At 66.0% G+C, this 14198-nt stretch carries 10 protein-coding genes; 3 read left to right on the top strand and 7 right to left on the bottom strand.

All coding sequences use genetic code 11. From position 1 onward, the window contains the following. Positions 1-90: 90 nt before the first annotated feature. Positions 91-3591, top strand: a complete 3501-nt coding sequence (dnaE, locus tag NED98_RS05025) for a DNA polymerase III subunit alpha (protein WP_265312126.1) — start codon at positions 91-93, stop codon at positions 3589-3591. A 51-nt stretch (positions 3592-3642) separates the two neighbouring features. Here dnaE and NED98_RS05020 read toward each other — a convergent pair whose 3' ends face one another. Next, complete coding sequence (locus tag NED98_RS05020) at positions 3643-4317, bottom strand: peptidylprolyl isomerase (RefSeq protein ID WP_179511738.1); 675 nt, start codon at positions 4315-4317, stop codon at positions 3643-3645. A gap of 104 nt (positions 4318-4421) precedes the next feature. Here NED98_RS05020 and NED98_RS05015 point away from each other — a divergent pair, with 104 nt between their 5' ends. Together NED98_RS05015 and NED98_RS05010 are read left to right on the top strand one after the other, a co-directional pair. Beyond that, the gene (locus NED98_RS05015) at positions 4422-5924 is read left to right on the top strand and encodes a WS/DGAT/MGAT family O-acyltransferase (protein ID WP_265312125.1); all 1503 of its coding nucleotides are present in this window, start codon (positions 4422-4424) and stop codon (positions 5922-5924) included. Next, positions 5924-6328 (top strand): phasin family protein, encoded by a 405-nt coding sequence (locus NED98_RS05010; RefSeq protein WP_265268372.1) that lies wholly within the window; start codon positions 5924-5926, stop codon positions 6326-6328. Before NED98_RS05015 ends, NED98_RS05010 begins: the two co-directional genes overlap by 1 nt. 292 nt (positions 6329-6620) lie before the next feature. Here the strand turns inward: NED98_RS05010 and NED98_RS05005 are convergent, their stop codons facing one another. The 6 genes from NED98_RS05005 to NED98_RS04980 form a co-directional block, all read right to left on the bottom strand. Then, complete coding sequence (locus tag NED98_RS05005) at positions 6621-7412, bottom strand: esterase/lipase family protein (protein ID WP_179511736.1); 792 nt, start codon at positions 7410-7412, stop codon at positions 6621-6623. Between the two features lie 96 nt (positions 7413-7508). Then, complete coding sequence (locus NED98_RS05000) at positions 7509-8048, bottom strand: GNAT family N-acetyltransferase (protein WP_265268373.1); 540 nt, start codon at positions 8046-8048, stop codon at positions 7509-7511. Continuing rightward, positions 8045-9118 (bottom strand): PHA/PHB synthase family protein, encoded by a 1074-nt coding sequence (locus tag NED98_RS04995; RefSeq protein ID WP_265312124.1) that lies wholly within the window; start codon positions 9116-9118, stop codon positions 8045-8047. The genes NED98_RS05000 and NED98_RS04995 overlap by 4 nt, the downstream gene beginning before the upstream one ends. Continuing rightward, positions 9118-9471 carry a hypothetical protein gene (locus NED98_RS04990; RefSeq protein WP_179511733.1) on the bottom strand — a complete coding sequence of 118 codons (354 nt, stop codon included), beginning with the start codon at positions 9469-9471 and terminating at the stop codon, positions 9118-9120. Before NED98_RS04990 ends, NED98_RS04995 begins: the two co-directional genes overlap by 1 nt. Before the next feature lie 42 nt (positions 9472-9513). Beyond that, positions 9514-10959: an efflux transporter outer membrane subunit gene (locus tag NED98_RS04985; protein WP_265312123.1), complete on the bottom strand. Its 1446-nt coding sequence runs from the start codon at positions 10957-10959 to the stop codon at positions 9514-9516. Continuing rightward, the gene (locus tag NED98_RS04980; protein WP_265268375.1) at positions 10959-14195 is read right to left on the bottom strand and encodes an efflux RND transporter permease subunit; all 3237 of its coding nucleotides are present in this window, start codon (positions 14193-14195) and stop codon (positions 10959-10961) included. Before NED98_RS04980 ends, NED98_RS04985 begins: the two co-directional genes overlap by 1 nt. Between the last annotated feature and the right edge of the window lie 3 nt (positions 14196-14198).

Below are 14198 nucleotides of genomic sequence, written 5' to 3'. Positions count from 1 at the left end.
ATCGCTCTCCCCTGTTACGAGGTCGTAACGTCCACCGAATTCTCCGGTTCCGCGCTGGTCGAATCGCGTGCGCGCCACTAGCTTCGCTGCATGCCGCATTCCGCGTTCGTTCCGCTCCGTATCTTCTCCTCCTACACGATGCTCGACGGGGCGATCGAGCCCAAGGCGATCGCCAAGCGCGCGGCGGCGCTCGGCTTTCCCGCGGCGGCGCTGACCGACCGCAACGGGCTTTATGCGGCGATGTCCTATTCCGACGCGGCATGCGACGCGGGGGTGCAGCCGGTGATCGGCGTGATGCTGGGGGTGGCGCGGCCGGATTTGCCCGATGGCGTGGCGCCGATCTTCGACTGGCTCGCGCTCTACGCGCAGAATGCCACCGGCTATGACAACCTCTGCGCGCTGGTCAGCATGGCGCACCTCGATCGCCCGATCGAGCAGGTGCCGCACGTCGACTTCGCGACGCTGGCGAAGCACAGCGACGGACTGATCGCGCTCACTGCGGGCGGGGAGGGCGGGCTTGCCCGGCTCTATGCCGAGGACCAGCCGGCACGCGCCGAGGCCTATGCCGACCGGCTGGAGGGCTTGTTCCCCGATCGTCTCTATATCGAGATCGTCCGCCGGCTCGATGAGGTGGAGGGGCGCGCCGAGCCGCATCTGCTCGATCTCGCTTATACGCGTAACCTCCCGCTCGTTGCGACCAATCCGTGTTGCTTTGCCGAGCGCGATTTCCTTGACGCGCATGACGCGATGCTGTGCATCGCCAATTCGACCTATGTCGAAAGCGACGACCGCCCCAAAAGCTCGCCCGATGCGTGGATGAAGCCGGCGAATGAGATGCGCGCGCTGTTCGCCGATCTGCCTGAGGCGATCGCCAATACATTGGTCGTCGCGCAGCGCTGCGCGGTCGCCGCGCCGAAGCGCAAGCCGATCCTCCCCAGCCTTGCCGGGGACCGCGAGGGCGAGGCGGCAATGCTGCGCAACGACGCGTCGGCCGGGCTGGAGGAACGGCTTCGCCGGATCGAGGAGCTCGGTGCGGCCCCGGCCGAGGCGGACTGGAAGGAGGTCTATCGCAAGCGGCTGGAATTCGAGCTGGATGTCATCATCCAAATGGGCTTCCCCGGCTACTTCCTGATCGTTGCCGATTTCATCAAATGGGCCAAGGAACGCGACATTCCGGTGGGGCCAGGGCGCGGCTCGGGCGCCGGGTCGGTGGTGGCCTGGTCGCTGACGATCACCGATCTCGATCCGATCCGGCTGGGGCTGCTGTTCGAACGCTTCCTCAACCCCGAACGCGTCTCGATGCCCGATTTCGACATCGACTTCTGCGAAACGCGGCGCGGCGAGGTGATCCGCTACGTGCAGGAGAAATACGGCCGCGATCAGGTCGCGCAGATCATCACCTTCGGGAAGCTCAAGGCGCGCGCGGTGCTCAAGGATACCGGGCGCGTGCTGCAGATGAGCTATGGCCAGGTCGATCGCCTCGCCAAGCTCGTCCCCAACCACCCGACCGATCCCTGGACGCTGGAACGCGCGCTCAACGGCGTTTCCGATCTCGCGCGGGAATATGCCAACGACAATGATGTCCGCCGGCTGCTCGATCTGGCGATGAAGCTGGAGGGGCTGCCGCGCCACTCCTCGACCCACGCCGCGGGGGTGGTGATCGGGGACCGCCCGCTGGCGCAGCTCGTCCCGCTCTATCGCGATCCGCGTTCGGACATGCCGGTCACCCAGTTCGACATGAAATATGTCGAGGGCGCGGGGCTGGTGAAATTCGACTTCCTCGGGCTCAAGACCCTCTCGGTGCTCAAGAAGGCGGTCGAGATGCTCGCGCAGCGCGGGATTTCGGTCGATCTCGATGCGCTGGGCTGGGATGACGAGGAAACCTACGAACTGCTCCAGGCGGGCAATACCGTCGGGGTGTTCCAGGTGGAATCGGAGGGGATGCGGCGCACGCTCTCTGCGGTCCGCCCGACGGTGTTCGAGGATATCATCGCGCTCGGCGCGCTCTATCGCCCCGGCCCGATGGACAATATCCCGATGTTCGGCCGCCGCAAGAACGGGCAGGAGGAGATCGCTTATCCCCACCCGTTGCTCGAGCCGATCCTGAAGGAGACCTATGGGATTTTCGTCTATCAGGAACAGGTGATGCAGGCGGCGCAGGTGCTTGCGGGCTATACGCTCGGCGGCGCCGACCTGTTGCGTCGCGCGATGGGCAAGAAGATCAAGGCCGAGATGGACGCGCAGCGCGCGATCTTCGTCGAGGGCTGCGCCAACACCAACAAGATCCCCGCCGGCAAGGCCAATGAACTGTTCGACTTGATCGACAAGTTCGCCGGCTATGGCTTCAACAAGAGCCACGCCGCGGCCTATGCCTTGCTCACCTATCAGACGGCGTGGTTCAAAGCGCATTACCCGCATGAATTCTTTGCGGCTTCAATGTGTTACGATATCCATCTGACCGACAAGCTGGCGGTGTTCGTCGATGATATGCGGCGGATGGGGATCGAATGTTTGCCGCCCGACATCAATCGCAGCGAAGCGGAATTCGTCGTCGAGGTCGACGATCACGGCGCGCCGGCGGTGCGTTATGCGCTCGCCGCGTTGAAGTCGGTCGGCGAGGGGGCGATGGAAAAGCTCGTCGCCGAGCGCGAGGCGAACGGCCGGTTCAAGAGCCTCGACGATCTCGCGCATCGTGTCGATCCCCGCTTGCTCAACAAGCGCCAGCTCGAAACGCTCGCCGCGGGCGGGGCGTTCGATTTGCTCGAACCCAACCGTGCCGGGGTATTCGCGGTGGCCGAGACGATCCTCGCGGTCGCCGCGCGGACCGAGGAGGCGCGGACCAGCGGGCAGGGCGGGCTGTTCGGCGAGGCGAGCCACGCCGGTGACGCGATCAAGCTCCCGCGCTCGGTGCATTGGAGCATGGCGCAGAAGATGGAGCAGGAGAAGGAAGCGTTCGGCTTCTATTTCTCCGCCCACCCGGTCGATCGCCACGCGCATCTCGCCAGGATGCACGGCGCGCGGCAATTCGCGGCATTGGGCGAATTGTCGATCCCCGACGACGGCACCCGCGCCGGCGCGACGATGGCGGTGCTGATCGAGGAGGCGCGCTGGCGCACCTCGGCACGCGGGCGGCGCTATATGATGGCCACGCTATCGGACCAGAGCGGGCAGTTCTTCGCGACCTGTTTCGACGAGATGGTGTCCAACGATCTGGAGGAAGCCGCGCGCGCCGGTGCCTGTGCGCTGGCGACGGTCGAGCTCGATCGCCGGCCGGGGGAGGATCAGCCGCGCGTCACGATCCGGCGGCTCCAGCCGTTCGAGACCCTCGCCTCGACCGCACGCTTCGTCGCCGAGATCGCGATCGACAGCGCGGCGGCGATCGCCCCGCTCGCGACGCTGCTCGAAGGGCAACGCGGCGCACGCGGCGAGGTGCGGCTCAAGTTGCGGCTGCCGCAGGGCGGCGAGGCGGTGCTGCTGCTCGGGCGCGATTTCCTGCTCGACGAGGAACTGATCGCGCGGGTCGGGTCGCTGCCGGGGGTGATCGCCGCGGCGCTGGGGCGTGCCGAGACGCACCTCGCGCTGGCGGGGTAAATTTCGCCTTCCGAGAACTTTTCTCCCTTCCCTTCCAGGGAGGGGAGAAGGTCAGGGCTTGGGCGCGGGCGTAGCGATGGGCGCCGGAGCCGTCACCGGCGTCGTGGGCGAGCGTCGCACCGAAATCACCTTGATCACCGGCTCGAGCATCTGCCCCTTCATCACCCCCACGCCCCGCGTCGGCGAGGTCGGCGCTTCCATGATGCGGTGGACGAGGTCCATCCCGCTCACCACCTTGCCGAACACCGCATAGCCCGGATCGGTGGCGGTGGCGTCCATCGGCTTCATGTCGCCGACGATGACGAAGAAATCGCCCGCCGCGGTCCCTGGCTTGTCCATCGCCATCGAGATCGCGCCGTCGACATGGCTCAGCCCGGTCTTGCTGGTCGGCTCGTGCGCAATCGGCGGCAAGGTGCGCTTGGGATCGTTCTGCGTGCCGAACTGGATGAAGCCGTAATTGTCCTGGATCTTCACCGCGCGATAGAAATTCACCCCGTCGAGTCGCTTCTGATCGACATATTTGAGGAAATTGGCGGCGGTGATCGGCGCGTGCTCGCGATCGATCGCGATCACGATCGGCCCCATGCTGGTCGTCACGGTGACGTTGACGATCCCGGCAGGCGTCGGCGCGGCGGCGGGCGGCGCGGTCTGCGCGACGAGCGCGGTGGGAAGGAGCGCGAGCAGCGCGGCGGACAGGACGATCGGGCAACGCATCCCGCGGAGCATAACCTGTCCAAAGCTGTCTGGAAATCGCTTGCCCTGCCGATCTGCGCGGTCCAGCATGTGCGATGAGGCGATGCAACGCCGTCGCCTCGGGAGGAGAGGCACGGATGCAGCAACTATCCGCGATGGATGCGTCGTTCGTTTATCTGGAAACCCCGCACACGCCGATGCACATCGGATCGGTTGCGATCTACGATCCCTCCACCGCGCCGGGCGGGTTCGTCAGGTTCAAGGATATCCTCGCCTTCATCGCGGCGCGATTGCGCGGGGCGCGATCATTCCGACAGCGCCTCGTCCGCGTGCCGTTCGATCTCGATCATCCCTATTGGATCGAGGATCCCGAATTCGATCTGGAATTCCACGTCCGCCACATCGCTCTGCCCAAGCCGGGTGACTGGCGCCAGCTCTGCATCCAGGCGGCGCGGCTCCATGCCCGGCCGATGGACCTGACCAAGCCGCTGTGGGAATTCACCGTGATCGAGGGGCTCGACAATATCCCCGGGTTGCCCCCCGGCTGCTTCGCGCTGATGTGCAAGGTGCATCACGCCGCGATCGATGGCATGTCGGGGGTGGAAATGTCGGCGGCGGTGCATTCGATCACCCCGGATACCACCGCCCCGGCGGACGACGATCCGTGGGAAGCCGAGAATATGCCGCACGTCGCCGACCTGCTGGCACGGAGCTATTTCAACAGCCTCGTCCAGCCGATGCGCGTGATGGAGACGATCGGGCGGTCGTTACCGGGCATGGGGCGGCTCGCGGCGCAGGTGCGCAAGGGCGATGTGTCGCTGCGCAACACCCGGCCCGCGCCCAAGACGCGCTTCAACGGCACGGTCGGCGCGCATCGCGTATGGGATGCGGTGCCTTTTTCGCTCAAGGAGATCCGCGCGCTCAAGGAAGCGGTGCCCGATGCGACGGTCAACGACGTGGTGCTGTCGATCGTCGGCGGCGCGCTCCGGCGCTACCTCCAGTCGAAGGACGAGCTGCCCAAGGAGACGCTGACCGCGATGGCGCCGATCTCGGTGCGGCAGGAGGGCGAGAAGGCGGCGCTCGGCAATCTCGTCTCGGCGATGGTGGTCGGGCTCGGGACGCATATCGAGGACGCGCTCGAACGGCTGCGCTTCGTCCATGACGAGGCGGTCAATTCCAAGGCGATGACCAATGCGGTCGGCGCCAAGAACCTGTCCGATTATTCGCAACTGATGCCCAGCGCACTCGCCGGTCTCGCCGCGCGGCTCTACACGCGGATCGGTGCGGTCAACGCGCATGCCCCGGCGTATAATTGCGTCGTCACCAATGTGCCGGGCAGCCGCGTGCCGCTCTATTTCTGCGGCGCCAAGATGGTCGGGATGTACGGCACCGGGCCGGTGTTCGACGGCATGGGGCTGATCAACCCGGTCTATAGCTATGGCGATACGATCGCGATCAGCTTCACCAGCGATCGCGATATCATGCCCGATCCGCAGAATTACGCGCAGGCGCTGCGCGATAGCTTTGCCGCGTTGAAGGAGGCGGTGGCGCGTACCGGCGCCCCGCCACCGGTCGAGGCGAACGAAAACCGTCCCGCGCGCCCGCGCCGGGCGGCTGGTCGCAAGAGAGGAGAGGGATGATGGCACAACAACCACGCAAGACCGCCAGCGATCGCGCGAAGGCCGCCGCCGACAAGGTGCGCGAGGGTGCGGAAAAAGCGCGCGAGACGATCAAGGAACGCGTCGTCGATCCCGCCAAGCGCGCCGGCGAGGCGATGAAGGCCTCCAGCGAGAAGGCGCTGGAGAACAACAAGGCGATCGGGCTCAAGATGCTTGATCAGGCCGAGACCAATACCCGCGAGGCGTTCGCCGCGATGCGCGCCGCGGCATCGGCCAAGGATCTGTCCGAAGTGATGAAGATCCAGGGCGATTTCCTGCGCGAACAGGGCAATCGATCGATGGCGCAGGCGCGCGAGGTGGGGGAACTGATCATGCAGTTCGGCCGGGAGGCGGTCGGCACGTTCAAGGCGCCGGGGAAGAAATAGCCGACAGAAGCCAGATAACCCCCGTCACCCCGGCCTTGAGCCGGGATCCATTGTGCCTCAAGCTCTGCGGCAAGAGGCGCTTGCCTCTGCGCCTGCCTCCCGATGGACCCCGGCTCAAGGCCGGGGTGACGGCTGTTGTCGGGATACTCGCTCCGTTCGCCCCGACCTTGTGAGGGCACCCATGAAAGTAATAATTTCATGGGACCCGCCGGAGGGCCGCCCTTCTTCCTTGGAAGAAAAGTGCAGGGCTTCGACAAGCTCAGCCCGAACGGGGATAGGGAAGTGGAGCCCCTCAGGCGTGCCCGGCGCTGGGATAGAATAACGCCCGCAATCCCCCGCGCCGGAACGGCCGCCAGCCGTCCTCGGGCAGCGCCAGCCGGTCGGCGATCGCGTAGAGCACCGCGGGGTTGACCCCCAGCCCGCAATGGCTGCCGTGGACCTCGATATTGTCGCTGAACGCGCCGAGCGGCTCGATGCAATTTTGCCACGCGACGATGCCGTCCTCGCGGCTCCAGATCGCGGTGGCGGGCACCGGGGGCGGTGTCGCGCCCTCGGCGAGTTGCGCGCGGGTCTGCTTGTCGTCGACCAACTGGCCGGTGAACAATTCATAGGCGCGCCACACATTGGTCGAGCGCGGCGAGCCGGTGAAGGGCGAGCCAAGCGAGATCACCTGCCGCACCTTCTCGGGTGCCTGGCGCGCAGCGATCCGCGCCATCACCCCGCCGAGGCTCCAGCCGACGAGGCTGACCTTGCGCCCGGCCTCGGCGTAGATCGCTTCGAGCCGCGCGAGCAGCTTTTCGCCTTCGCGCCCGATCGCCTTGGGGCCGAGGTTGCGCCCAAGATCCCAGCGATAGGCGTCATAGCCGAGCCGCCGCAGATAGCGGCGCAGCACCGTGGTCGAGGCGTCGGTGGTGGTGAAGCCGGGAAGGACGAGCACCGGATGCCCGTCGCCGCGCGGCGCGGTCGCCAGCAACGGCGCCGCGATCGGCAGCGACCCGAATTCGGCCAGCGCACGCGGCAATTCGGTCAGCGCGAGCAGCGGTGAAGGCGGGGGCGGGATATCGGTTGGCGCGGCAGCGGCCATTAGCAGTTTCTCCTGTCGTTCCGGCATCTACGCGCCGGCTGTTATTTTTGTTCAGTAATCAGGCTATAATCATTAAAAAGCTAAGGGAAGTAAATTCTAGGCTTCATCAAAGCCGTAAGCGCGTTGCGATGCTTCGTGGCGGGCGAGATCGAGGCTGAGGATCGCCAGATCGTGCGGCTGCCCGCTGCGATCGCGCACCTGATTCTTGAGCAATGCTTCGCCACGGAACCCCAGGCTTTCGAACAATGCGACCGAATTGCGCTGATCGGGGGTCATCGCCGCAGTGAGCTTGGCGAGCCGCCGCTCGACCGCCACCGCCATGATCGCCTGCAGCAGATCGCGCCCCAGCCCCGCGCCGCGCCGTTCCGAAGACACCAGAAGCCGCACCTCGCCGACATGCGCCGACCAGCCGAGCGGATCGCGCACCAGCGCGACCGAGCCGACGATCTCGCCGTCCTTCTCGGCGAGCAGGCTGTCGATCCAGCCGTCGTCGATCGCCGTCAGCCACGCCTCGACGACGCGCGGGTGTTTGAGATCGCGGCCGAGGAACAACAGGTCATGCTCGGGCAGGTCTTGCGCGAAGGCGATCATCGCGTCGCGGTCGGGGCTGCGGAAACGTCGGATGCGTTGGCTCATATCGATCGCTCCGCCAGCCAGTTCGCCAGCGCGGGCCACATGCGCTTGATCGCATTGCCCCCCGCGACGAGGCTGACATGCCCCCCTTTCAGCATGATTTCCTGTTTGTCGGGCGATCCGATCATTCCTAGCAGCGGCGCCGACGCCTCGCGCGGGACGATATGATCATGCTCCGCTGCGAGATGCAGAAACGGCGCCGTGATGCCGCCAAGATCGATCGCGCGCCCGCCGACGGTCATCGTGCCCTTGTACAGGCTGTTGTCCCACATCAGCTTCTTGGTCGTCTGGCGGAAATATTCACCGGCGAGCGGCAGGGTATCGGTGTTCCAGCGTTCGAACATGCGGAACGACTTCACATATTCGTCGTCCCACAGATTGTCGTAGAGCCGCATATTGGCTGCGGTGCGCGCCGCCGGGCGCAGCATGTCGAACGAGGCGTAGAGCATGTCGCCCGGCACGTTGCCGAACGTATCGACCAGCCGGTCGACATCGAAGAAGCGCGGGTCGGACCAGGCGCTGAACAGGTCCATCCGCGAAAAATCGATCGGCGTGGTGAAGGTGACGAGATTGGCGAGCCCCTGCGCCGGATGCAGCGCGGCATAGAGCAGGGAGAGCACCCCGCCGAAGCAATAGCCGACCATGCTGACATCGGGCTCGCCGGTCTCCTCCCTGACCCGCGCGACGGCCGCGGGAAGGAAATCGAGCACATAGCTTTCGAGCGTCAGCGAGCGTTCGTGGCTGCGCGGCGCTTCCCATTCGAGCATGAACACGTCGAACCCGGCGCGGAGCAGGAATTCGACCAGGCTCTGCCCCGGCACCATATCGAAGATAAAGCCGCGGTTGGTGGTCGCCATCACCAGCAGGATCGGCACGCGATAGACCTCGTCGGTCATCGGCCGATAGTGATTGAGCCGCATCGGCCCGCGTTCGATCAGCACCTCCCGCGGGGTCGCGCCGACCACCGGGGCAGGGGAGGTGAAGTAATTCAACCCCTTGATATTCCGCGCCATCATCCGTTCGAATTCGCCCTGGGCGGCCGAGATCGGATCGATCGTCGCGGTTTGCTGCATCAGCTTGCCTTGCTTGGTGGTTTGCGGCTGCGGCTGGGGCGCGGCTTGGCCGGATCGGGGCCGCCGCTGCCGAGCTTCGCCTCGATCCGGGCGAGCGTCGCCTCGATCCCTGCGACGCGCCGCGCGAGATCATCGAAATCGGCGCGGCTGGGCAGATTGGCGGCGGCGAGCACGCGCTCCATCACCTGATGCGTATTCGCCTGCATATTGGCGGTGGCGGCGGTCGCCGCGCTCATCCCGCGGACGAATTCTTCGCTCTTGAGCGCGTCGCCGCCGAAATTGTTTACGGCCTTTTCCCAATGACCCAGCATGTCCCGAAAGAAAGCCGCCGGATCTGAAGGGTTGCTCGTCATTGCAACAAGGAGACTTTCACGGCGCGCCGCACCGGTCAAGGGTCATTGCTGCGGGGTTTGTTGCGCAGCAGGCACCGGGCCCGCCGCATTAGCCTCGATCAGCGAATCCCCGCCGAGGGTGCGGTAGAGCGTGACGAGGTTGGTCGCGCGGGTCAGCCGGGTCTGCACCAACGTGCGCTGCGCGGTATAGAGCGAGCGCTGCGCGACGAGGCTGGCGAGGAAGGTATCGATCCCGCCACGATAACGCGCGTCGCTCAGCCGGTAATTGTCGAGCGCGGCATCGCTGTTGCGTTGATCGGCGGCAAGCTGGTCGCCGATCGTCCCGCGCCGGGCGAGTGCATCGGCGACTTCGCGGAACGCGGTCTGGATCGCTTTCTCATAGCCGGCGAGCGCCGCATCGCGCTGCGCCTCGGATTGCGCGACCCCCGCCTGCGCCGCGCCGGCGTTGAAGATCGAATAGCGCACGCTGGGCGAGGCCGAATAATTGAACGCATTGCTGGTGAACAGATTGTGCAGCGCATTGCTCGCAAAGCCCGCGAACCCGGTGAGCGACAATGTGGGGAACAATTGCGCGCGCGCCGCGCCGATCTGCGCATTGGCGGCGCGGAGCGTATATTCCGCGCTCACCACATCGGGGCGCCGCAGCAGGATGCGCGAATCGAGCCCGGCGGGGAGATCGCCGATCGTCGCGGCGGCTTCCTCGATCGAGCCGGGCAGCAGCACCGGGTCGATCGGCGCGCCGACCAGCAATTGCAACGCGTTGATATCCTGCGCCAGCGCGGTCTTCTGCGCGGCGACATCGGCTTCTGCGCCGGCGAGTATCTGTTCGGCCTGGCGCAGATCGGTGCGCGGCGCGATCCCGCCCTTCAGCCGCGCAGCGGTGAGCGACACGCTGCGTTGCGCATTGGCGACGGTCTGCTCGGCGATCGTCAGCAGGCTGCGGTCGGCGGCGTAGCTCAGCCACGCGCCGGCAATATCGCCGACCAGGGTGAGGCGGGTGGCACGCGCGGTCGCTTCCTGCGCGAAATAGCGGTTCTGCGCGGCATCGGTCAGCGATCGGATGCGCCCGAACAGGTCGACCTCGAACCCGGTGACTCCGATCCCGGCGCTGAACGACGTGCTGGTGCCGCTCGGCGAACTCGCGGTCGGGGTATTGCTGTGGCTGTAATTATACGATCCGCTCGCGCCGATCGCGGGGAACAATTCGCCGCGCTGGATGCGATATTGCGCGCGCGCCGCGGCGATATTGGCGAGCGCGATGCGCAGATCGCGGTTGTTGATCAGCGCCTGATCGATCACCCGCTGCAGCCGCGCGTCGCGGAAGATATCGCGATAGGAAACGCTCGGCAGCGCCGCTTCGCTCTGGCGCAGATAGGCGTCGCCGGTCGGCCAGGACGGCGGGATCGGCGCCTCGGGCCGGACATATTTCGGCGCCATGCTGCATGCCGACAGCGCGCTGCCGAGAGCGAGCAGGGTCGCGCGGCGCATCACTTGCCCTCCAGATGCGGCGTGCCCTGGGGCGGCTCGTTGAGATGCGGATCGCGGTGGAAGCCGGGCTCCTCGCCGTGGATCCGCGCCATCGCGTCGCGGAAACCGCGCCGCACCAGCACGAAGAACATCGGGATATAGAAGATCGCGAGGATCGTCGCGGTCAGCATCCCGCCGATCACTGCGGTGCCGATCGCGATGCGGCTGTTGGCGCCGGCACCGGTCGAGATCGCCAGCGGCAGCACCCCGAAGATGAAGGCGAAGCTGGTCATCAGGATCGGGCGCAGACGGATTCGCGCGGCGGTCAGCGCCGCCTCGATCACGCGCTTGCCCTTCTTTTCCTCCTGCTCGGCGAATTCGATCATCAGGATCGCATTCTTCGCCGCGAGCCCCATCGTCGTCAGCAGCCCGATCTGGAGATAGACGTCGTTGGTCAGCCCGCGCAATGTGACGAACAGGATCGCGCCGACCAGCCCCAGGGGGATCACCAGCAGCACCGCGAGCGGGATCGACCAGCTTTCGTACAGCGCCGCGAGGCACAGGAAGACGACGACCAGCGACAGCCCGTAGAGCAGCGGCGCCTGCCCCGATGAGAGCCGCTCCTGATAGGACACCCCGGCCCAGGCGATGCTGGTGCCCGGGATTTGCGCGGCGAGTTCGGCGATACGGTTCATCGCATCGCCCGAGCTCACCCCGCGCGCGCCCTGGCCCTGGAATTCGAAGCTCTGGATGCCGTTGAAGCGCGAAAGGGTGGTCGGCGCCTGCGACCAGCCGGTGGTGGCGAAGGAGGAGAAGGGCGCCATCTGCCCGTTCGACCCGCGCACATACCATTGATCGAGATCGTCGGGCTTGGCGCGGAATTGCGCGTCGCCCTGGACATAGACGCGCTTGACGCGGCCGCGATCGACAAAATCGTTGACGTAGCGGCCGCCCCAGGCGGTCGACAGCGTGGTGTTGACGTCGGCCTGGGTCAGCCCGAGCGAGGCGAGCTTCTGCGCGTCGGTATTGACCTGCAGCGTGCCGATATCGGGCAATTCGGTGAGCCGCACGCCGGTGAGCTTCGGATCGGCGTTGGCCATCGCATAGAGCCGGTCGCGCGCCGCCTCGAAATCCTGCTGGTTCATCCCGCTGGTGTTCTGCAGCTCCATCGTGAAGCCTTCGGACTGGCCGAGCCCGCGGATCGCCGGCGGGATCAGCGCGAAGACCTGCGCGTCGCGGAAGTTCTTGAACGCGGCCGAAGCGCGCCCGACGATCGCGTCGGCGGTATTTTCCTTGCCCGGCCGGTCCTTCCAGTCGGTGAAGTTGAGGAAGCCCTGCCCGGTATTCTGCCCGCTGACGCCGCCACCGCCGCCGCCCGCGACGGTGAAGATCGTCTTGAGGTTGCTCGATTCATGCTCGGCGAAATAATTTTCGACCGCGCGCTGCACCTCGGTGGTGCGGCCCAGCGTCGCGCCGGCGGGCAGGCGGAACTGCACCTGCGCGCCGCCCTGATCCTCGGTCGGCAGGAAGCCTGTCGGCAACCGCAGGAACAGCACCGCCAGCAACGCCACGGTGGCGACATAGATGACGAGGAACAGCCATTTGCGCTCGACCACCGTGCGGACCGTGCCGGTATAGCGCGTCACGCCGGCCTCGAAGGTGCGGTTGAACCAGTCGCGCGCGCGCATCGCGCCGGTCGCGAGCCACGGGGCGTGCCGATCGAGCCAGCCACCGCGCAAATCGCCTTCCTCGCTCTTCTGCTTGAGCAGATTGGAGGTGATCGCGGGCGACAGGATGAGCGCCACCAGCACCGACAGCCCCATTGCGGAGATGATCGTGAGCGAGAATTGGCGATAGATCACCCCGGTCGATCCGCCGAAGAACGCCATCGGCAGGAACACCGCGGAGAGCACCAGCGCGATCGCGACCAGCGCGACGGTGATCTCGTTCATCGATTCGATTGTCGCTTCCCGGGGCGTCATCCCGGGATTCTCCTCCATCAGCCGCTCGACATTCTCGACCACGACGATCGCGTCGTCGACGAGCAGCCCGATCGCCAGCACCAATCCGAACAACGTCAGCGTGTTGATCGTGAAGCCGACGATATAGAAGATCGCGAAGGTGCCGAGCAGCACCACCGGCACCGCGATCGTCGGCACCAGCGTCGCGCGCCAGCTTTGCAGGAACACGAACATCACGATGACGACGAGGATGATCGCCTCGATCAGCGTCTTCACCACTTCCTCGATCGAAAGCTTGATGAAGTCGGTCGTGTCGTTGGCGTAATCGACGCGCAGATTGGGCGGGAAGGATTTGCTGATGCGCGCGATCTCCGCCTTCACCAGCTCGGCGGTCTTGAGCGCGTCGGCGCCTGGCGCGAGCAGCACCGCGATGCCCGCGCCGGGGTGACGGTTGACGCGGGAGGTCGCGGTGTAATTCTCCGCGCCCAGCTCGATCCGCGCCACGTCCGACAGCTTCACCGTCGCGCCCGAGGGAAGCACCTTGAGGATGATCTCGCGGAACTGCGCCGGGGTCTGCAGCCGCGATTGCGCGGTGACGGTGGCGTTGAGCATCTGCGTCTGCGGCATCGGCTGGCCGCCGATCTCGCCCGCCGCGACCTCGGTGTTCTGGTTCTGGATCGCGGTGATCACATCGCCCGGGATCAGCGCGAAGCTTGCGAGCTTCGCCGGATCGAGCCAGATGCGCATCGCATATTGCGAGCCGAACACATTGGTGTCGCCCACACCCTGCAACCGCCCGAGCGGCTCCTGCAGATTGGAGACGAGATAGTCCGACACGTCCTGGTTGGTCAGCTTGTCGGTGATGTCGTAAACGCCGGCGATCAGCAGGAAGTCCGGATTGGACTTGCGCACCGTAATGCCCTGCTGCTGGACCTGCGTCGGCAGCCGGCTGATCGCCTGCTGCACCTGATTCTGCACCTGCACCTGCGCGATATCGGGGTTGGTGCCCTTGGCGAAGGTGGCGGTGATCCCCACCGATCCGCGCGACGAGGAGGAAGAGGTGAAATAGAGCAGCCCGTCGATCCCGGTGAGCTGCTGCTCGATCACCTGGGTCACCGAATTCTGGATCGTCAGCGCGTTGGCGCCGGGATAATTGGCGCGCACCGAAACCTGCGGCGGCGCGACATCGGGATATTGCGCGATCGGCAGCTTCATGATCGCGCCGACGCCCGCCATCATCACGATGATCGCGAGCACCCAGGCAAAGATCGGCCGGTCGATGAAGACGCGCGACATGGC

This window comes from Sphingomonas lycopersici (genome assembly GCF_026130605.1).
Taxonomy (GTDB): Bacteria; Pseudomonadota; Alphaproteobacteria; order Sphingomonadales; family Sphingomonadaceae; genus Sphingomonas; species Sphingomonas lycopersici.
The sequence above is the reverse complement of the archived record's forward strand: the minus strand, read 5'-3'. Positions and strand labels throughout refer to the sequence as shown.